Below are 18,238 nucleotides of genomic sequence, written 5' to 3' on the forward strand. Positions count from 1 at the left end.
CGCCTTCGGCGTTATCTGGCTCGAAGTGCTCATTCGACTCGGATTCGCGTGATCAGGGAGGAACTGCCTTCGGTGCCGTTAGTCAGGGCTCACAAGTAGTGTGTGCTGGTCGAGCCGCGAGAGAGGAGACTCCAGCGGCCAGGAGGGGAAGGACTTGCAGTGCGTTACTTCAATACCACGGGGCCCTGCGACCCGAAACGGCATTACATGCTTCCGGCCGCCGAGCGGCTGACCGATGCCCGCCAGCACATCGACCGTGGGCAATACTTCGTCCTGCACGCGCCGCGACAGTCGGGGAAGACGACGAGTATGGCGGACCTGGCGCGGGAGTTGACCGAAGAGGGGAAGTACCTTGCGCTGCGCTTCTCTTGCGAGTCCGCCGAACCCTTCGGCGACGACGTCGACGTCGTAGAGCAAGTCTTGCTGGATGTGATACGTAAGCGAGCTATAGCGCGTGGGTTCGCTCCCGAGTTGTTGCCCCCCGACCCGTGGCCTGAGGCGAAGCTGGGCAACCGCCTCACTTCCGCACTCACCGCGTGGACCGTCCGTTGTCCTCGGCCGCTGGTTTTATTCTTCGACGAGATCGACGCTATCCGGGGCGAGAGCCTGCGCAGCGTGCTACGGCAACTCCGGGACGGCTACACCGATGAACCGGACGAATTCGTGCACGCGGTCGTGCTGTGCGGGCTGCGCGATGTCCGAGACTACAAGGTGGCTTCCGGAGGCGACCCATCGCGGCTCGGATCCGCCAGCCCGTTCAACATCAAGGTCGAGTCGGTGCGGCTCGGCGACTTCACCCATGCCGAGGTGGCCGAGCTGTATGCGCAGCACACCAAGGAAACCGGGCAGGAATTCACCTCCCGCGCAGTTGATCTCGCCTATTTCTACACCCAAGGCCAGCCCTGGCTCGTCAACGCCCTTGCGGCCGAGGTCATCGACAAGATGCGGGTGCGAACCACGATCACCGACGACCACATCGACGAAGCCAAGGAACGGTTGATCGTCGCGCGCGCCACCCACTTGGATTCGCTGGTCTCGAAGCTGAGTGAGGAGCGTGTGCGGATGGTCATCGAACCGCTGATTGCGGGCACGCTACTGGATGCGGATCTGACCTTCAACGATGCTGTCGCGTATGTCCGGGATCTCGGCCTGATCGCCGACGATCGAACGGTCCGGATCGCGAACCCGATCTACAAGGAGGTCATCCTCCGGGTACTGGGTTCGGCGATCGAGAACAACGTGCTCCTCGAGCCGAGCAGCTTCCGGCTTACGGACGGGCGCCTCGACTTCCCCCGTCTACTCACCGAATTCGCCGCGTTCTGGAAACTGAACGGCGAGGTCCTCGCCGCCCAGCAGGGCTACCACGAGGCGGCCGCGCAACTGGTGATGATGGCGTTCCTGCACCGAATCGTCAACGGCGGCGGCTATATCGACCGAGAATACGGAGTCGGTCGCGGCCGTATCGATCTGCTTGTCCGCCAGCCCTACACAGACGCCGACGGCCGCCGAGCGTGGCAGCGCGAGGCATTGGAGCTGAAAGTCTGGCGGGACAGGGAAGCCGATCCGCTCCCCGTCGGACTCGGCCAACTCGACGGCTACCTGGACCGGTTCGAATTGAGCACCGGAGTACTGGTGATCTTCGACCGCCGCTCCGGAGCCGAGCCGATCGACCGGCGTACCGCGTTCTCCGAGGCGACCACACCGGCTGGCCGAACGGTCACCGTCCTACGCGCCTGAGTTTCCAGCCCCCCACCAGTGCTGTGTTGAGGTCCAACTCGGCCGCGGTGTCGTCTGTGTAGAGACGTCCTTGGTCGTGCACCAGTTCCTGGTCGTCGCCGAAGTAGGTCTGCGCCCGCGCTTCGACAATCCGATTTCGGGCTGGCACCAGGACGTCGCCGAAAGCCGCGCAGCGCTTCGCGTAAATCCGGCGGTCCTCGGAGTACGGTGCGGGGCATGGATCGCGATACGGTTCGCGCATGGGTGACGGCCTACGAACGGGCCTGGCGCACGCCCGGCACCGACGCGCTCGCCGAACTGTTCGCCGCCGACACCCGCTATGTGGTGTCCCCCTGGGCGAACCCGATCGTCGGCCGCACCGCGCTGGCCGAGTTCTGGGAAGCAGGTCGGGACGGACCGGACGAGCCGTTCACCATGACTTCCGACCTCGTCGCGGTGGACGGCGACACCGCGGTGGTCCGGGTCCAGGTCGAATACGAGCGCGACGATCCCGCCCGCTGGCGCGACCTGTGGATCATCCGCTTCGACGATTCCGGCCGCTGCGTCCACTTCGAGGAGTGGCCGTTCGCGCCGGGGCAACCCGACGGTCACTGACAGCGTCTACGAGCCAGTCGGTTTCGATCCGAACAACCGCTTCGGTTTCAGCGCGCGATTCACGCGCTGTACTGGAGTATTTCGCCGACGAGCGCGGCCGCGGTCGCGTGCGCCTGCGGTAACCGGTCGGCCCACGCGTCCTCCGCGTCCCCGAGGTAGACCGCGCGGGCGTGCGCGAGCGCGGGGCGGTGTTCGGCGGGAAGCCGGTCGACGGCCCAGCTCGCGGCTTCGGATTTGGCGCGAATCTCGCCCGTTTCCAACGTCATCCAGACGCGGGCCAGGCGGAGCAGCACGTTGCGGGTATCGCTGTCGAGCTCGGCGAGCAGGTCGGTGACGCCGTCGAGCAGCACACCGCGCAGATGCTCGGGCGGTACGGGGTCGAGCAACTGCGCGGGCGGCGGCCCGAGCAGGGGCGAGTCGGCCTGGAGGGTCATCGTGACCAAGACGGCGAGGTCCGGATCGGGTGCCGCGGTGGGCAACATGCCGCGTTCGTAGTCGTCGCGCAGCCATTCGCCGTACTGGAAATCGAGGGTCGGCGGGAACTGCCACGGCCGCACATCGGCCTGGGCGACCGTACTGAGTTCGACCGGTCGCCGCGCGCCGGGTACGCGCGGATCGCCGGAAACGGTGAGCAGCCCGTCGACCAGCGCCCGGCGCTGCGAATCGTCCAGATGCCCGTCTGTCACGACGAGAACGTCGAGGTCGCTGTGCGGACGCAACCCGCCGAGCGCGGCCGAGCCGTGGCGGTAGGCGCCGAGCAACCGGGGCCCGAGTGCGGAGCGGAGCAGATCGGCGACGGCGGCTTCCTGAGTCACCCGCTCCACCCTACTGCCGCCGGGCGCGTCAGCAGGGAAGCGCTACCAGGGATCGTTGGAGTTCAGCGCCACCAGCAACAGGCGGATGGCGGCCACCCGACGCTCCTTGTCCGGCAGGCTGTCCAGCGCGCATTCGGGATCGGCGGGCGGCCCGAGGTGGGTGCACCCGCGCGGGCAGTCCTCGATCGCCTCGGCGAGATCGCTGAAAGCCAGGATGACGTCGTCCGGGGTGATGTGGGCGAGGCCGAAGGAGCGCACGCCCGGGGTGTCGATCACCCAGCCGCCGCCGGGCAGCGGCAGCGCGATCGACTGGGTTGAGGTGTGCTTGCCCTTGCCGACGCCGGAGACCTCGCCGACCGCCCGATCGGCGTCCGGCACAAGGCGATTCACCAGGGTCGACTTGCCGACGCCGGAGTGCCCGATGAACGCGGTGAGGTGGTCGGTCAGCAGGTCGAGGACCGGATCGAGCGGATCGCCGATGCCGCCGTAGACGATCGTGAGATCGAGATCGTCGAAGGCAGAGGCGAATTCGGAGTCGGCGGCCAGATCGTGCTTGGTGAGGCACAGCACAGGACGCAGCCCGCCGACGTACGCGGCGACCATGCACCGTTCGACGAAACCGGTGCGCGGCGGCGGGTCGGCGAGCGCCACCATGATGAACAGCTTCTCGGCGTTGCCGACCACGATCCGCTCGAACGGGTCGGTGTCGTCGGCGGTGCGGCGCAACACCGTCCGGCGGTCGCCGACGCGCACGATGCGAGCCAGGGTGTCGGGTTTGCCCGACAGATCGCCCACGACATCCACCTGGTCGCCGACCACGATCGGGGTGCGGCCGAGTTCGCGCGCCCGCATGGCCACGATCCGGCGTTCGGGGTCGCCGTCGAGCACACAGCCCCAGCGGCCGCGGTCGACGGAGACCACCATCGCGGACTCGGCGTCGTTGTGCTGCGGACGAGTCTTGGTGCGGGGACGCGTACTTCGACCCGGACGAACCCGTACATCGGATTCGTCGTAGCCCGCGGCGGAGCGTCGTGGCCGGCTCAGTGCGCGGCTCCGTCGTCCAGCATCCGCTCCCACAGCGCGACGAAATTCGGCAGCGTCTTGGCGGTGGTGCCGATGTCCTCGATCTGCACGCCGGGCACCCGCAAGCCGAGGATCGCGCCCGCGGTGGCCATCCGGTGGTCGGCGTAGGAGTGCCAGGCGCCGCCGTGCAGCGGTGCGGGCACGATCTCGAGCCCGTCCTCGGTCTCGGTGACCTTGCCGCCGAGACGGTTGATCTCGGTGGCCAGCGCGGCCAGCCGGTCGGTCTCGTGCCCGCGCAGGTGCGCGATGCCGCGCAGCCAGGACGGGGAGTCGGCCAGCGCGGCCAACGCGGCGACGGTGGGCGTCAACTCGCCGACGTCGTGCAGGTCGATGTCGATGCCCGCCAGCCGTTCCGGTCCGCGCACGGTGAGCACACCGTCGAAGACCCTGGCCTCCGCGCCCATGCGCACCAGGATCTCGCGGATCACGTCGCCGGGCTGGGTGGTGAGACGCGGCCAGTGCGGAATCCGCACCTCGCCGGCGGTGACGGCCGCCGCGGCCAGGAACGGCGTCGCGTTGGACAGGTCAGGTTCCACGTCCCAGTCGACGGCGCGAATCGGGCCCGGCTCGACCACCCAGGTCTGCGCCTTGCGGCTGTCGGCGGGCGCCTGCACTCGAACGTCGGCGCGGCGCAGCATCTCCACGGTCATCTCGATGTGCGGCATGGACGGCAGCGCTTTGCCGTCGTGGTGCACGCTCACGCCCTCGTCGAAACGGGCGGCGGAGAGCAGCAGCCCGGAGACGAACTGCGAGGATCCCGAGGCATCGATGGTGACCGGGCCGCCGCGCAGCGCGCCCGTGCCGTGCACGGTGAACGGCAGCGCGTCGCCGTCGATGTCGGCGCCGAGCCCGCGCAGCGCGTCCAGGATGGTGCGCAGCGGCCGCACCCGAGCCTGGGCGTCGCCGTCGAAGGCCACATCGCCGATGGCCAGCGTCGCCACCGGCGGCAGGAACCGCATCACGGTGCCCGCGAGGCCGCAATCGACCGCGCCGCCGCCGAGCTTCGCCGGGGTGACGCGCAGCGTCTCGGCGTCACCCGCGATCTCCGTGCCCAGCGCGCGCAGCGCGGCGATCATGAGATCGGTGTCGCGGCTGCGCAGCGCCCCCGTGATCGTGGAGGGTCCGTCGGCGAGGGCGGCGAGGATCAGTGCGCGATTGGTGATCGATTTGGATCCGGGCAGGGTGACGGTCGCGTGTACCGGGACATCGACGTGGGGCGCTGGCCAGAAAGTCACCAGTCCATCTTGGCCCATCGGCGGATCGGACACACCGGCGGTCGCGAACTGCGGCCGAATCGGTGCCGGGCGGACGGGCTCGCGGGTATGCGCGAACCCGTCGTCCGCGGTGGCGGGTTCGCGCATACCCGGTGTTGCCTACTTGTGCCGTCCGTGCAGGAACGGAACCAGCTTGCGCAGCAGCTTCATGGTCGAATCGGTGCGGGTGTAGCTGAGCAGCGCCATACCGGGAACCGTGAAGCGCTGCACCGCGATCGAATGCGGCCGCACGAACTCCCGCAGGCCCGGTTCGCCGTGGATGCGGCCGATGCCGGAGTCGCCGACCCCGCCGAACGGCAGTCCGGGAATGGCGGCGAAGGCCAGCACCGAGTTCACCGAGGTGGCGCCGACGCGCAACCGGCGCGCGATGTCCAGGCCGTTCTTCTTCGAGTACACCGCCGAGGACAGGCCGTACTTCGACTTGTTGGCCAGTTCCACGGCCTCGTCCACGCCGTCGACGGTGCGGATGGTGACGGTCGGCCCGAAGGTCTCCTCGGCCACCGCCTCGGAGTCCTCGTCCACGTCGACCAGCACGACCGGCTCGATGAACGGACCCTTGATCGACTCGGGCCCGCCGAGCACAGCGGTGCCGCCCTTCTTCAGCGCGTCCTCGATGTGCCTGCGCACGATGTCGATCTGGCTCGGCATGGTCATCGGGCCGTAGGCGGCCTTGTCGTCGGAGCCGGGCTTGATGTCGGAGAGGATCCGCTTGACCTCGGCGACGAATTCCTCGCGCACCGAGCGATCGACGTACACCCGCTCGACGCCCGCGCAGGTCTGGCCGCTGTTGGCGGTGGCGCCCCAGGCCACCGCGTCGGCCGCGGCCTTGATGTCGGCGTCGCCCGCCACGATCACCGCGTCCTTGCCGCCGCACTCCAGCAGGACCGGGGTGAGGGTCTCGGCGGCCGCGGCCATGATGCGCTTGCCGGTCGCGGTGGAGCCGGTGAAGGCGATCTTGTCGACGCCGGACTTCACCAGCGCCGCGCCGGTCGCGCCGTAACCGTTGATGGTCTCGAAGACGCCCTCGGGCAGTTCGGGGTTGGCTTTCTTGAACGCGTCGGCGAGGAAATTGCCGATGCCCGTGGAGAATTCGCTCGGCTTGAACACCACGGTGTTGCCCGCGGCGAGGGCGTAGGCGATGGAGCCGTTCGGAGTGTAGACGGGGTAGTTCCACGGTCCGATCACGCCGATGACGCCGAGCGGGCGCTGCTCGAGGCGGGCGGCGAAGTTCGACATCAGCACGCCGGGGGAGACCGTCTTCGGCGAGAGTAGCTTCTTGGCGTTCTTGGCCGCCCATGCGATGTGCTCGAGCGCGAGCATCAGCTCCAGGAACGCGTCGTCGAGCGGCTTGCCGTTCTCCTGGTGGATCAGCGCGGTGAATTCGTCGGAGTCGGCGACCAGGCGGCTCGACCAGCGCAGCAGATGCTTACGGCGTTCGTCGAAGCTGAGCGCGCCCCAGGTGGCGGCGGCGGTACGGGCTTTGGCGACGGCCGCGCGCACCGCGTCCTCGTCGGCGATCGGGTAGGTGGCGATGACCTCGCCCGTGGCCGGGTCGACAGACTTCAGCAGTGTGTCGGGTGCGGCGGGGGTGGTCTCGGTGGTTGTCACGTGGGCTCTCCTCTTGCCTCTACGGTGGCCGGTCGGTGCGCGTTCCAGAGCGGATGGGTGTGATGGCCGTCCCATCCGTTGAGAGAATGCTAGGTCAAAACTCTCACCAGGTCACCACTCGGTATCGATTGTCCCCGAGGTTGTCGGTGTGGAGTGGGAGTATCGGAGATATGTGCGGACGATACGCGACGACGACGAACCCGGCCAGGCTCGCGGTCGAGCTGGACGCCATCGACGAGACCGGCAGCGAAAACGATGCTCGCGCAGGCGGTTTCGAGAACTATAATGTGGCGCCGACGAACCGGGTGCTGACGGTGGTCGAGCGGCACGACCACGACCACCCCGACGACGATCCGAAGCTGCGCATCCGCCGAATGCGCTGGGGACTGATCCCGACCTGGACGAAGGCCGCCGAGCCCGGCGTCCCGGCAAAGGGCAAGCCGCTGTTCAACGCCCGTGCGGACAAGGCGGCGACCACACCCTCGTTCCGCGACGCCGTGAAATACCGGCGCTGCCTGGTGCCGATGGACGGCTGGTACGAGTGGCTGACGGAACCCGACCCGATCGGCGGCGCGAAGGGCAAGGCCGTCAAGCACCCGTACTTCATGGCCAACGCGGACGGCTCCCCGCTGTACATGGCCGGACTGTGGTCGGTGTGGCGTGACCGTTCGGTGCGCGACAGCGAGCCGCTGCTGTCCTGCACCATCCTCACCACCGACGCGGTCGGTGACCTCACCCGCATCCACGACCGGATGCCGCTGCCGATGCCGCGCGAACACTGGGACGCCTGGCTCGACCCGGATCACCCGGCCCCGGCGGAACTGCTCGAGACGCCGAGCGTGAACGAGGTGGCGGGCATCGTCGCGCGACCGGTGTCACCGCTGGTGAACAGCGTGAAGAACAACGGTCCCGAACTGCTCGCCGAGGTGTCGGGTGGCGGCGGCGCGGAGAAAGCCGGGCAGATCAGCCTCTTGTGATCGCCCGGCCTTCATCCTCCCGCCGGCTCGTGTGGCTCACAGCTTGCATTTCACCGAGTCCGTGGCGATGTTGAGCCCGCACTTGATGACGTTGGCCAGCAGATCGATGATCGCGGTGGTGACGCCGCCGCTGTTCTCCTCGGCCTTGTCCGCCCGATCGTCCATCTCCTTGTCGAGGTCGGACTTCCTGCCGGAATCCCCACCGGACAATCCGGCGAAGGGATTGTCGTCGGAATCTCCACCGGACAATCCGGCGAAGGGATTGTCGTCGCCCTCGTCATCGGCCAGCCCGGCGAAGGGGCCGTCGATCCGAGTCGCGGACGGGCCGCCCGGCGCGGCGGCGGCCTCGGGCGCCTGCAACGCGGCGGAACCGACGGTCAGCAGGGCGGCTCCGGCGAGGGCGACGATCGCGGTGCGCAGACGGTAGTGCTGGGACATTTCGCATCACATCCTCGGGTCGGTCGAATCGGACCTTGCTCGGTAACGCGGAAATCAGCGACATGGAGCGGGTGACGCACAGATCAGTAACGCACAGAAGCGCGGCGCGCCCGGTGGTTTCGCGGTGTTGTCGCCTGAGGCGTTACACAGAGCAATTCGACGCCACCCGCGCGCCGGCTGTGCGCCCTTCGCCCCGCGCGCGGGAGACGCGGTCTGGTCGTGGCCTCGACATGTCCCGGGGCCGCTGCCGATCGGAGCCGACCGGAAGCGCCGCTCGGGCTGCGATGGACGCGGTTCGTTCGCGCCCCTTCAGGCCGTGATGGACGCGGTGACCGCCGACGCGGCGCGGATGAGGTCGGCGGGCGAGAGCTCGATCTCCAGTCCCCGCTTGCCCGCGCTGCACAGCACGCGGTCCCAGCTCAGCGCCGAGTCGTCGATCACGGTCGGCAGCAGCTTGCGCTGTCCGAGCGGGGAGATGCCGCCGAGCACGTAGCCGGTAGTGCGTTCGGCCTTGGTCTTGTCGGCCATGGCCGCCTTCGGCGCACCCAGCGCAGCGGCGGCGGCCTTGAGCGAGAGGGTGTTCGGCACCGGAAGCACCGCTACCGCGAGCGCGCCCGTCGACACCTCGATGACCAGCGTCTTGAAGATCTGCGCCGCGGTCACGCCGAGCTCGGCGGCCAACGCGTCGACGGCCTCGGCGCCGTAGGAGTCGGCGCGCGGATCGTGGGCGTAGGAGTGCACGCGGTGCGCTACGCCTGCCTTGGCCAGGGTGCGGATCGCGGGGGTCGAGGCGCCTGCCATGGGCGACAGATTAACGGCGCGCGCCGCTCCCGCCGCAACTCGATTTCCGGCCCGTTCCCGAGCCGTTCGTCCCCGCGGGAACCGCGACGCACCGCGTGCGGGAACACAGCGTGAGTCGGGCATGTTGCATGCGGTAACAGGCGCGGCGGACCACCGTCGCGCCGGACGAACAGCACGATGGACGACGTGAAGGAGATGTCGGTGTCCGTACTGCTCGACGAACGTCCGGTGTGGACCGTCGCGTCGCCGACGGAAGCCGGTTTCCCCTCGGAGCTGGACTTGCCGGTAGATTTGGCAGGTACAGCTATCGAAGGGACAGGTGTGACGAGCGACGAAGGCGTGGTGCGCGACGACGGCGAGGTCGGCACCGCGGTCGGTGAAGCCGAGCTGGCGCAGCGATTCGAGCGGGACGCGCTCCCGCTGCTCGACCAGCTCTACGGCGCGGCGCTGCGTATGACCAGGAACCCGGCCGATGCCGAGGACCTCGTGCAGGAGACCTACGTCAAGGCGTTCCAGGGGTTCAAGTCCTTCAAGGAGGGCACCAACCTGCGGGCCTGGCTGTACCGGATCCTGACGAACACCTACATCAACTCCTACCGCAAGAAGCAGCGCCAGCCCGCGCAGTACCCGACCGACGAGATCACCGACTGGCAGCTGGCCGCGACGGCGGAGCACACCTCCACCGGTCTGCGCTCGGCCGAGGTCGAGGCGCTCGACGCATTGCCGGACGACGACATCAAGGCCGCGCTGCAAGAACTGCCGGAAGAGTTCCGTATGGCGGTGTACTACGCGGACGTCGAAGGCTTCCCGTACAAGGAAATCGCCGACATCATGGGCACTCCCATCGGTACGGTGATGTCCCGGCTGCACCGCGGCCGCAAGCAACTGAAGGGTTTGCTCGCCGACGTGGCGCGCGAACGGGGGTTCAACCGTAGCGAGCGCCAGGAGGTCAAGCAGTGAGTGTGGAGCGGGACCCCGACATGGACCTCGACTGCACGGCGGTACTAGCCGACGTCTGGCTCATGCTGGACGGCGAATGCGACGACGCGACCCGCGCTCGCCTGCAGCATCACATGGATCACTGCTCGCCGTGTATCGAGGCGTACGGCATCGAGGAGAAGGTCAAGAGTCTGCTCAGCCGCAAGTGCGGCGGCGACAAGGCGCCGGACTCGTTGCGCGACCGGCTGACTCTGGAGATCCACAAGTCGATCACGGTGATCAAGTCCGAGAGCGAATAGTTTGTGCGGGCAGCGTTCTCACTGGTCGCTGCCCGGAAACGACTGAGCGGCACGCTCTTCCCTTCGGAGGAGCGTGCCGCTCAGTGTTTGTCAGCGAACCGGCTCAGGCGTTGGGCCGCTTGCCGTGATTCGCGGCGTTGCCCTTGCGGCTGCGCTTCTTACGTCCACGCTTACCCATCGGTAGTCTCCTGGCTCATCCCCGCCACCGCGGGGAACACGTCTGAATTGAACACATCTGATTGAAGGCCATTGTTTCATATGTGGTTGGCTGTACCTTCAGCGGATACAGGCGCGGTGCGGCGTCGCCGCCGAGGTCCGGCGGAGCCGCCCGATCAACCGAGTGAATGAGGTGTCATGGCTGAGGAAGTGCGCGCGGAGATGGTGTCCACGGTCATTACCGTCGACGTGGCCGTTGGCGATCATGTCGAGGTCGATCAGACGCTGATCCTGCTGGAGTCGATGAAGATGGAGATCCCGGTTCTCGCCGAGCAGGGCGGCGAGATCACCGCCGTCGCGGTGGCGCCGGGCCAGGTCCTACAGCAGGGCGATCTCATCGCCGTCATTTCCTAGCGCGAAGCGGTAGACCGAACGTGGCGACACTGAGCGAGCTTCTTGCCGAGCACACCGACCTCCCCGGCGTCGCCGTGGATCATCTGCAACGGGTGGTCGGGGATTGGCAGTTGCTCGCCGATCTGTCTTTCGCCGATCTGCTGCTGTGGGTCGGCGCGGGGCCGGTCGTCGAAGGCGCGGACATCGTGTGCGTCGCCCAGTGTCGCCCCACCACGGCGGCCACCGTGCACGTGGAGGACCTGGTCGGTACCACCGCCGTCCAGGCCGATCACCCACAGGTCTTCGACGCCTTGATGACCGGCAAGATCGTGCGCGCCGACAGCGATGTGGAGGCGCAGGGCGTCTATCACCCGCACCCGGTGCACGCCATCCGCGAGGCCATCCCGGTGCGCTGCGGCGACGATGTGATCGCGGTGCTCTCCCGCGACACCGATATGCAGCGCTCCCGGGTCCGCAGCACCCTCGAAATCGCCTATGTCGCGTGCGCGGACGACCTGTGCCAGATGATCGCCGACGGTAGTTTCCCGACCACCGAGGACCGAGCCGCCACGCACTCCAGCCCGCGCGCGGGCGATGGCTTCATCCGGCTCGACACCGACGGCACGGTCGTCTACGCCAGCCCGAACGCGCTCTCGGCCTATCACCGGATGGGCTTGCAGAGCGATCTGGCCGGACAGGATCTGGCCGTCACCACCCGCTCGCTGATCACCGACCCGTTCGACGCCCAGGAGGTCGTCGGCGACATCCAGGCCGCACTCGCCGGACGCACCGGACGGCGCATGGAGGTCGAAGCGCGCGGCGCCACCGTGCTGCTGCGGACCCTCGTGCTGCGCCCGCACGGTGAACTCGCCGGCGCCGCGGTGCTGGTCCGCGACGTCACCGAGGTGAAGCGGCGCGACCGCGCACTGCTGTCCAAGGACGCGACGATCCGCGAGATCCACCATCGGGTGAAGAACAATCTGCAAACCGTCGCCGCGCTGCTGCGTTTGCAGGCCCGGCGTACCGAGAACGAGGAGGCGCAGGTCGCGCTGACCGAGTCGGTGCGCAGGGTGACCTCGATCGCCTCGGTGCACGAGATGCTGTCGATGTCGGTGGACGAAGAGGTCGATCTCGACGAGGTCGTCGACCGCCTGCTGCCGATAATGGCCGACGTCGCGACCGTGCACACCACCCGGATCAAGGTGCGCCGTGCGGGCTCGCTCGGCGTGTTCTCCGCCGAACGCGCCACCCCGCTGGTGATGGTGCTGACCGAGTTGGTGCAGAACGCCATCGAGCACGCCTTCGACTCCGGCCAGACCGGCACCGTGACGATTCGTTCCGAGCGCTCCGCACGCTGGCTCGACGTGATCATCAGCGACGACGGCCGCGGTCTCCCACCCGGTTTCAGCCTGGAAGCCTCCGACCGCCTCGGCCTGCAGATCGTGCGCACCCTGGTGACCGCGGAACTCGGCGGCTCCATCGGCCTGCACCCCGGCGCCGATGTGGGCACGGACGCCGTCCTTCGCGTTCCGCTCGGCCGCCGTTCGGGCCGCTGACCTGCGCTTCTCGTCGGCGTTGACGCTCTTTTCGAAGAGCGAAACCAGGTCAATCCACCCGGCGCGCGGCTACCGTCATGTGACGAAGATCTCCCCACATGTCGGCGTGTCCTGGCGCACCTCCGGCGTGTCAGCGTCCGCCGCCCCGTAACCACCACAATTAGCCTGTCCAACAACAGGTTTCGAGCGAAGCGAGAACGTCCATAAAAGTTCGCGGCCGTCTCGCGCCCGAGCGACCGAAGCGCACGCGACGCAGTCGCAAGTCTCGGTCGCTCGGGCGCGAGACAAAAGGGGCCGCGAACCGCCGCGACGAAGTCGCGGCAAAAACAATAGAGCCCGGCACCTCGGGGGTGCCGGGCTGAATGCTTTACCGGGCCGGGCTGAGAGGGCCCGGTAAGGCCGGTCGTCTTGTCAGACGACAGTGCGGGTGCGGGTGCGCGCGTTGCGCCGCTTGAGCGCCCTGCGCTCGTCCTCACTCATACCACCCCACACGCCGGCGTCTTGTCCGGACTTCAGGGCCCAGGACAGGCAGTCGGCAGTAACGGGGCAGCGAGCGCAGACCAGCTTGGCATCGGCAATCTGCGCGAGCGCAGGACCACTGTTACCCACCGGGAAGAACAGTTCGGGGTCCTCATCGCGACAGATGGCCTTGTGGCGCCAGTCCATTCCTCTGCTCCTTTGCTGGGCGCCGCACAGGGCGCCTGTCGTTAGTGGATCGTTCACTTGTGCGACTCGAATGTTTCCGCACGGTTGCTTGTGAATGCTTTCACGAACACCGTAGATGTCAATAGGTATCGGGTGCACCGTGGGGAAGCTCACGCCATCGAGGTGGCCCCAGGGGGGACCTGCCCGGTCCTTTGTACTCGCTCCAGGTGGTTTTCGCAGCACAACCGCGAGTTTTTCGCGGCGTTTCGTCAGCGACGAGGCTGTGGCGCGACCACTTCGAGCACGTCGGGGACCGCCGTGAAATCCACCACGTTGCGCTTCCCGATAAAGTCGCCATCGATTTGCAGGCCGATGGGCTCCTTGGTCTCGATATGTACCGAGGGCACATCGTCTTCGCGAAACAAATTGCGGGACTTGGGATTTCCGTTCGCGGACAAGAGTTGCCGGGCGAGCATCAGTGTCGGCAGCACCGCCATGGACTTGACGGCGAACACGCCGAGCCCTGTTTCGAAGCTCGTGCCGGGGTTGGTGCGCACCGGCGTGGCGTTCAGGTATGTCCACGGACTGGCATTCGTGACGAACGCGTAGTGCACTCCGTCAACTACTTCGTGGCCCGGAATTTCGATGCGAATGTCCGGTTCTCGGCGCTTTGCGCGAAAGAATTGTCGCACAGTTGTTCGAATATAACGACCGGGAGTGGCGGCATTGCCTTTGGCGCGGCTGGCGTCGATGGCCTCGCACACGTCGGCGTCCAGCCCGACGCCCGCGCTGAAGGTGAACCAGCGGTCGTCGGCGAGGCCAAGGCCGATAGTGCGGTCGTGTTCCAGGGTCAGCAGGTCGATCAATTGGTTGGTCGCGGTCACCGGATCGGGGGAGATGCCGAGCGCTCTGGCGAACACGTTGGCCGAGCCGCCGGGGATCACGCCGAGCCGGGGAATCCACGCCTGCCCGTCGTTCAGTTCGGGCAGCGGCAGAAAACCGTTGATGGTCTCGTTGACCGTCCCATCGCCACCGTGCACGACGATCAGGTCCATCTCGTTGGTCGATGCCCACTGGGCCAGTTCGGCGGCGTGGCCGCGATGCTGGGTGTGCGCAACGGTCAGCTGAGTGCGGCTCTCCAGAGCGTGGGCCAGTAGGTCTCGGGTCGCCGGTGTGGTCGAGGTGGCATTCGGGTTCACGATCAGCAACGTCCGCACGTTCGCAGCCTAGTAGGCGCGGCGGAGCGGGTTCGCCGGCAGCGGGTACACGGCTGGAGCGCGGCCCGCGGCGTCGGCGGGCGCGGCCGTGACCGGGCGCACTCTACGACGCGTCGTAGGCTTGGCGCGTGGCGGACAGCGACAAGGCAGAGGTTTCGGCGGACGCGGTTCCCGCGACGGTGCGCGGCGCGGGCGGACTGGTCGCGCTGGAGGGCGCGGTCGCGGTGACGGCGGCGATCGTGCTCGTGGTGCGCGGGCTGCTCGGTCACGACCAGTCGCAGGCCAGCGGCTACGGCACCGCGGCGTGGTTCGGCATTCTCGGCGGCGCGGTGCTGGCCGCGGGCATCGGGCTGCTGCTCGGCCAACGCTGGGGACGGGCCATCGCCGTCATCGCCCAGATCCTGCTACTTCCCGTGGTGTGGTCGCTGCTCACCGATTCGCATCAGCCGGTCTACGGTGCGCTGCTCGGCGTCGTCGTGGTCGCCGCGCTGATCCTGCTGTTCGTGCCGTCCTCGACGCGCTGGATGGCCAGGGACTATGGGGTGGCGCCGGACTAGCGGGGCGCCGCACGGCACTACCGCGCGGCCGCGATCGCCGCGCGCAGCGCCTGCCGACACAGGGCGTCCGCCCTTCGGGTGGTTTCGGGTTGGCGGTACTGCGGCGTGAGCGCGAGCACCTGCGCGCAGGCGGTGTCGAGATCGATCAGGTGCCCGACCGAGACGAACACCGGCTTCACACCCGTCCTTGTCCGCAGCGCCCTGCCGACCACCTCGCCGTCGATGACCAGATCAGACGCGTCGCCGCGCCGCGGCCCCGGCTCGGTGTAGTCGCCCCACGCGTTCTTCGCGACTCCGATCGTCGGCACCCCGGCCAGCACGCCGACGTGGCAGGCCAGCCCGAAGCGGCGTGGATGCGCCAAGCCTTGGCCGTCGCAGATCAGCAGATCCGGTGCGGCGCTGAGCCGTTCGAGTACGCCGAGGGTGGTTGGCAGCTCGCGGAAGGCCAGCAGACCCGGCACATACGGGAAGCTCACCGGGCCGTGCGTGACCGCGGTGTCGACGGTCGTGAGCGTCGCGGCTTCCAGCGCCACGGCGGCCGCGGCGACCACTCCGCTCTCGTCGTCGTAGGCCGAGTCGAGCCCCGCCACCGTACGGAACGCCGGGGGACGGGGATTCGCCGCGACGACTAGCGGTCGCAGCGCGTCCTGGATCGCCATCGCCTCCTCGGCGTCGGCGGGCCAGCGATCGGGTGTGTCGATCAGCACCGGTCCTCCGCGCGGCTCAGGACGCTTCGGCGGCCAGCTTCACCAGCTCGCCGCCCGCCAGCCGGTACCCGACCCACTCGTCCTGTTCGACGGCTCCGAGCGAGCGGTAGAAGTCGATGGACGGCGTGTTCCAGGTGAGCACCGACCAGGAGACGCGGCTGTAGCCCTTGTCGACGGCCTCCTTGGCCAAGGCCGCGATCAGCGCCTTGCCGTAGCCCTTGCCCCGCGTCTCGGGCTTGACGTACAGGTCTTCCAGGTAGATGCCGTGCACGCCGTCCCAGGTGGAGAAGTTCAGGAACCAGATCGCGCAGCCGACCACGCCGGTCTCGTCCTCGGCCACGTGCGCGAACAGCGCGGGCGCGGGCCCGAACAGCGCCGCGCGCAGCTGCTCCAGCGTGAGCGTGCACTCGTCGCGCGCCTTCTCGTACTCGGCGAGGTCGTAGACGAGGTCCACCAGCGCCGGGACGTCGGCGGGGGTGGCGCGGCGAATCCGGTCGGTGGTCACTTGGCTCCCTCGATGGTCGAAACGATGTTGTGCGCGTGGATGGTTCGCTCGTCGTGCTCGTAGCCGAGCAGGCTGATGGCGGCGGTGGACATGGCGAAGCGGCGGCCCTCGACGACCTCGAACTCGGCCCACCGCGCGATCAGTACGCGGGAGAAGTGCCCGTGGCCGACCAGCACCACATCCCGCTCCGGCAGGACGGTCTCGACGGCCGCGAGCACCCGGTCCGCCCTGGCGCGGACCTGTTCGGCCGTCTCGCCGCCGGGCGTCACGCCGGTCCAGATGGTCCACCCGGGCGCGGTCTCGCGGATCTCCTTGGTGGTGGTGCCCTCGTAGTCGCCGTAGTCCCACTCGGCGAGGTCGTCGGCGACGGTGGACTCGGGGAGACCGGCCAGCGCGGCGGTGCGTACCGCCCGCTGCCGCGGGCTGGTCAGGACGAGCGGATCGCGCAGCTTCAGCTCGGCGAGCACCTGTCCCGCGGCCTCGGCCTGCCGCTCGCCGTGCTCGGTGAGCGGCAGATCGGTGCGACTGGTGTGCCGCAGTTCGCGCGACCAGGTCGTCTCGCCGTGCCGGAGCAGAACCAGCCGGGCGTCGTTGTGTGCGGACATGTTCTCCATCATGGTCACGCGGTCACCTCGCCGCCCACCCGGTGCGTCAGCCGAGCGCGTGCAGCTCCCCGCCGCGCAGTTCGAGCACCGTGGTGCCGAGGACGGCCAGGGAGATCGGACCGCCCTGGTAGCCGGGCCGCTCGACCGGGATGCGTCCCACCTCGGCGCCGGAGGTCGTGTCGAGGACGGCAAGGCCGTCCGTGACCGGCATCAGCACCCGTCCCGCCATCAGCGCGGGCGAGCCCAGCGCGTTGGGCGCGGCCCACAGCGGGTCGAAAGTGCTTGCGTTCAAGGCGATCAGGCTGTTGCCGGTGAACACCAGATAGGACGAGCCGATCCGGGTGGTGGTCGCGTTCTCCGATAGGGGAGCGGAAAGCTGATGCACCACAAGGGGATTGCCGGTGCTGTCGTACACGGCGAGGCGCGGCGGTGCGGATTCGCCTGTGCCGGAGGCGGTTCCGGCGGGGAGATAGATCACGATCCGGCTGTCCGACACCGCGATCACCCTGGCGTCGTTCGCATCGCCGCCGGGACCGGTCAGCACGTGCGAGCCGTACTCCTCGGGCACCGTGTTGTCCTTGGGCGCCGGATTGAGCACCGTCAGCCGGGCCGCTGGATCATCGGGGCAGCGTTCCAGCACGGCGAGGCGGGACGAGCTGGAACCGGCCGAGAGCAGCGTGCAGCCTTTGCGCGGTTGGGTTTTCACGTTCACCGGCGCGTCGACGTAGCCGTACTCCAGCGTCCGCACCAGATCCGAGCGCCACATCTCCAGCCGCCGCTCGCCCTGCGCGAGCACATAGGTGCCGTCCACGGAGAGACGCACGCTCGGATCCATGTAGCTGCTGCGCGCGGTGCGCCGTTCCCCGGTGTCGCCCGCCAGCAGGGTGGCCTGACTGCAGCCGCGCTGGTCCCGATACACCGCGATCACCATGCCGAACTGCGACTCCACCCCGCACAGCGGCATATCCCGCCGGTAGCGCCACAATTCGGCGCCGGTGACCGGATCGCGTCCGGTGACGGCGCCGTCCGACCCGGTGATCACCGCCCCACCGGAGACCAGCGCGCGCGCGGAGGCGTCGTCGGGCGCGTGCCACAGCTCCCGCAGGTTCGCGGGCAGCTTGTCGGCCGTCGGCGGGGTGGTCACCGGGGTCTGCGCCGTCACCGATTCGGTGCCCGTCGCGTCGCCGCGCGCCCACACCACCAGCGCCGCGACCACCACGAGAACGGCGATCGCGACTGCGGAGATGATGTCGGCGCGCGTCCGCCGCTCAGGTGCGAGCACGATTGCGAGACTAGCGGATCCGCCGAACTACGCCGAAGCAGCCGTTCCCG

The 18,238-nt window shown here is 68.5% G+C and carries 20 protein-coding genes; 8 read left to right on the forward strand and 12 right to left on the reverse strand.

The features are described from left to right. Nucleotides 1–159: 159 nt before the first annotated feature. Nucleotides 160–1,737 (forward strand): ATP-binding protein, encoded by a 1,578-nt coding sequence (locus AB0H50_RS17690; protein ID WP_357453197.1) that lies wholly within the window; start codon nucleotides 160–162, stop codon nucleotides 1,735–1,737. A 216-nt stretch (nucleotides 1,738–1,953) separates the two neighbouring features. Further along, entirely contained in the window at nucleotides 1,954–2,331 is a 378-nt protein-coding gene (locus AB0H50_RS17695) for a nuclear transport factor 2 family protein (RefSeq protein ID WP_357453200.1), read from the forward strand. A 59-nt stretch (nucleotides 2,332–2,390) separates the two neighbouring features. Here AB0H50_RS17695 and AB0H50_RS17700 read toward each other — a convergent pair whose 3' ends face one another. From AB0H50_RS17700 to AB0H50_RS17715, 4 genes are all read right to left on the reverse strand, one after another. Further along, nucleotides 2,391–3,146: an aminoglycoside adenylyltransferase family protein gene (locus AB0H50_RS17700; RefSeq protein WP_357453202.1), complete on the reverse strand. Its 756-nt coding sequence runs from the start codon at nucleotides 3,144–3,146 to the stop codon at nucleotides 2,391–2,393. A 42-nt stretch (nucleotides 3,147–3,188) separates the two neighbouring features. Then, a complete protein-coding gene (rsgA, locus tag AB0H50_RS17705) occupies nucleotides 3,189–4,190 on the reverse strand; it encodes a ribosome small subunit-dependent GTPase A (RefSeq protein ID WP_357453492.1) in 1,002 nt (333 codons plus the stop codon). Next, the gene (gene aroA / locus AB0H50_RS17710) at nucleotides 4,187–5,482 is read right to left on the reverse strand and encodes a 3-phosphoshikimate 1-carboxyvinyltransferase (RefSeq protein WP_357453204.1); all 1,296 of its coding nucleotides are present in this window, start codon (nucleotides 5,480–5,482) and stop codon (nucleotides 4,187–4,189) included. Before aroA ends, rsgA begins: the two co-directional genes overlap by 4 nt. 120 nt (nucleotides 5,483–5,602) lie before the next feature. Next, the gene (locus tag AB0H50_RS17715) at nucleotides 5,603–7,111 is read right to left on the reverse strand and encodes an aldehyde dehydrogenase family protein (protein ID WP_357453206.1); all 1,509 of its coding nucleotides are present in this window, start codon (nucleotides 7,109–7,111) and stop codon (nucleotides 5,603–5,605) included. A 170-nt stretch (nucleotides 7,112–7,281) separates the two neighbouring features. Here AB0H50_RS17715 and AB0H50_RS17720 point away from each other — a divergent pair, with 170 nt between their 5' ends. Further along, the gene (locus tag AB0H50_RS17720) at nucleotides 7,282–8,088 is read left to right on the forward strand and encodes an SOS response-associated peptidase (protein WP_357453208.1); all 807 of its coding nucleotides are present in this window, start codon (nucleotides 7,282–7,284) and stop codon (nucleotides 8,086–8,088) included. 36 nt (nucleotides 8,089–8,124) lie between these two features. On the opposite strand, the gene AB0H50_RS17725 is transcribed toward AB0H50_RS17720, so the two are convergent. Further along, complete coding sequence (locus AB0H50_RS17725) at nucleotides 8,125–8,526, reverse strand: hypothetical protein (protein ID WP_357453211.1); 402 nt, start codon at nucleotides 8,524–8,526, stop codon at nucleotides 8,125–8,127. 309 nt (nucleotides 8,527–8,835) lie between these two features. Beyond that, the gene (ybaK, locus tag AB0H50_RS17730) at nucleotides 8,836–9,327 is read right to left on the reverse strand and encodes a Cys-tRNA(Pro) deacylase (RefSeq protein WP_357453214.1); all 492 of its coding nucleotides are present in this window, start codon (nucleotides 9,325–9,327) and stop codon (nucleotides 8,836–8,838) included. Between the two features lie 177 nt (nucleotides 9,328–9,504). Between ybaK and AB0H50_RS17735 the strand changes: the two genes are divergently transcribed. The 4 genes from AB0H50_RS17735 to AB0H50_RS17750 all read left to right on the forward strand — a co-directional run bounded on the left by AB0H50_RS17735 (nucleotide 9,505) and on the right by AB0H50_RS17750 (nucleotide 12,670). After that, on the forward strand, nucleotides 9,505–10,287 hold the full coding sequence (locus AB0H50_RS17735; RefSeq protein ID WP_097244798.1) for a sigma-70 family RNA polymerase sigma factor: 783 nt from the start codon (nucleotides 9,505–9,507) through the stop codon (nucleotides 10,285–10,287). A gap of 20 nt (nucleotides 10,288–10,307) precedes the next feature. Next, nucleotides 10,308–10,565, forward strand: a complete 258-nt coding sequence (gene rsrA, locus AB0H50_RS17740) for a mycothiol system anti-sigma-R factor (protein WP_357453494.1) — start codon at nucleotides 10,308–10,310, stop codon at nucleotides 10,563–10,565. A 354-nt stretch (nucleotides 10,566–10,919) separates the two neighbouring features. Beyond that, the gene (locus tag AB0H50_RS17745; protein WP_357453217.1) at nucleotides 10,920–11,135 is read left to right on the forward strand and encodes a biotin/lipoyl-binding carrier protein; all 216 of its coding nucleotides are present in this window, start codon (nucleotides 10,920–10,922) and stop codon (nucleotides 11,133–11,135) included. 20 nt (nucleotides 11,136–11,155) lie between these two features. Next, complete coding sequence (locus AB0H50_RS17750) at nucleotides 11,156–12,670, forward strand: histidine kinase N-terminal domain-containing protein (protein ID WP_357401609.1); 1,515 nt, start codon at nucleotides 11,156–11,158, stop codon at nucleotides 12,668–12,670. 411 nt (nucleotides 12,671–13,081) lie between these two features. Here AB0H50_RS17750 and AB0H50_RS17755 read toward each other — a convergent pair whose 3' ends face one another. Both AB0H50_RS17755 and AB0H50_RS17760 read right to left on the reverse strand, forming a co-directional pair. After that, entirely contained in the window at nucleotides 13,082–13,336 is a 255-nt protein-coding gene (locus tag AB0H50_RS17755; RefSeq protein WP_011211115.1) for a WhiB family transcriptional regulator, read from the reverse strand. A 248-nt stretch (nucleotides 13,337–13,584) separates the two neighbouring features. Then, complete coding sequence (locus AB0H50_RS17760; RefSeq protein ID WP_357453220.1) at nucleotides 13,585–14,532, reverse strand: diacylglycerol kinase family protein; 948 nt, start codon at nucleotides 14,530–14,532, stop codon at nucleotides 13,585–13,587. Between the two features lie 128 nt (nucleotides 14,533–14,660). Between AB0H50_RS17760 and AB0H50_RS17765 the strand changes: the two genes are divergently transcribed. Next, a complete protein-coding gene (locus AB0H50_RS17765; RefSeq protein ID WP_357453223.1) occupies nucleotides 14,661–15,089 on the forward strand; it encodes a hypothetical protein in 429 nt (142 codons plus the stop codon). 17 nt (nucleotides 15,090–15,106) lie between these two features. On the opposite strand, the gene AB0H50_RS17770 is transcribed toward AB0H50_RS17765, so the two are convergent. The 4 genes from AB0H50_RS17770 to AB0H50_RS17785 are packed head-to-tail and all read right to left on the reverse strand — an operon-like array spanning nucleotide 15,107 to nucleotide 18,188. Next, nucleotides 15,107–15,796: an endonuclease V gene (locus AB0H50_RS17770; RefSeq protein WP_357453225.1), complete on the reverse strand. Its 690-nt coding sequence runs from the start codon at nucleotides 15,794–15,796 to the stop codon at nucleotides 15,107–15,109. 16 nt (nucleotides 15,797–15,812) lie between these two features. Next, a complete protein-coding gene (locus tag AB0H50_RS17775) occupies nucleotides 15,813–16,301 on the reverse strand; it encodes a GNAT family N-acetyltransferase (protein WP_357453228.1) in 489 nt (162 codons plus the stop codon). Continuing rightward, a complete protein-coding gene (locus AB0H50_RS17780; RefSeq protein ID WP_357453497.1) occupies nucleotides 16,298–16,918 on the reverse strand; it encodes an acid phosphatase in 621 nt (206 codons plus the stop codon). Before AB0H50_RS17780 ends, AB0H50_RS17775 begins: the two co-directional genes overlap by 4 nt. A 34-nt stretch (nucleotides 16,919–16,952) precedes the next feature. Beyond that, nucleotides 16,953–18,188: a hypothetical protein gene (locus tag AB0H50_RS17785; RefSeq protein ID WP_357453231.1), complete on the reverse strand. Its 1,236-nt coding sequence runs from the start codon at nucleotides 18,186–18,188 to the stop codon at nucleotides 16,953–16,955. Nucleotides 18,189–18,238: the final 50 nt, after the last annotated feature.

The organism is Nocardia sp. NPDC050793 (assembly GCF_040654065.1).
In the GTDB taxonomy this organism is placed as follows: Bacteria; Actinomycetota; Actinomycetes; order Mycobacteriales; family Mycobacteriaceae; genus Nocardia.

Bases quoted from the DNA above. Each gene is read 5' to 3' on its own strand.
- AB0H50_RS17735 (WP_097244798.1), top strand. From the start codon at position 9,505: ATGGACGACGTGAAGGAGATGTCGGTGTCCGTACTGCTCGACGAACGT.
- ybaK (WP_357453214.1), bottom strand. From the start codon at position 9,327: ATGGCAGGCGCCTCGACCCCCGCGATCCGCACCCTGGCCAAGGCAGGC.
- aroA (WP_357453204.1), bottom strand. From the start codon at position 5,482: ATGGGCCAAGATGGACTGGTGACTTTCTGGCCAGCGCCCCACGTCGAT.
- AB0H50_RS17695 (WP_357453200.1), top strand. From the start codon at position 1,954: ATGGATCGCGATACGGTTCGCGCATGGGTGACGGCCTACGAACGGGCC.
- AB0H50_RS17755 (WP_011211115.1), bottom strand. From the start codon at position 13,336: ATGGACTGGCGCCACAAGGCCATCTGTCGCGATGAGGACCCCGAACTG.
- AB0H50_RS17745 (WP_357453217.1), top strand. From the start codon at position 10,920: ATGGCTGAGGAAGTGCGCGCGGAGATGGTGTCCACGGTCATTACCGTC.
- rsrA (WP_357453494.1), top strand. From the start codon at position 10,308: ATGGACCTCGACTGCACGGCGGTACTAGCCGACGTCTGGCTCATGCTG.
- AB0H50_RS17725 (WP_357453211.1), bottom strand. From the start codon at position 8,526: ATGTCCCAGCACTACCGTCTGCGCACCGCGATCGTCGCCCTCGCCGGA.
- AB0H50_RS17780 (WP_357453497.1), bottom strand. From the start codon at position 16,918: ATGATGGAGAACATGTCCGCACACAACGACGCCCGGCTGGTTCTGCTC.
- AB0H50_RS17720 (WP_357453208.1), top strand. From the start codon at position 7,282: ATGTGCGGACGATACGCGACGACGACGAACCCGGCCAGGCTCGCGGTC.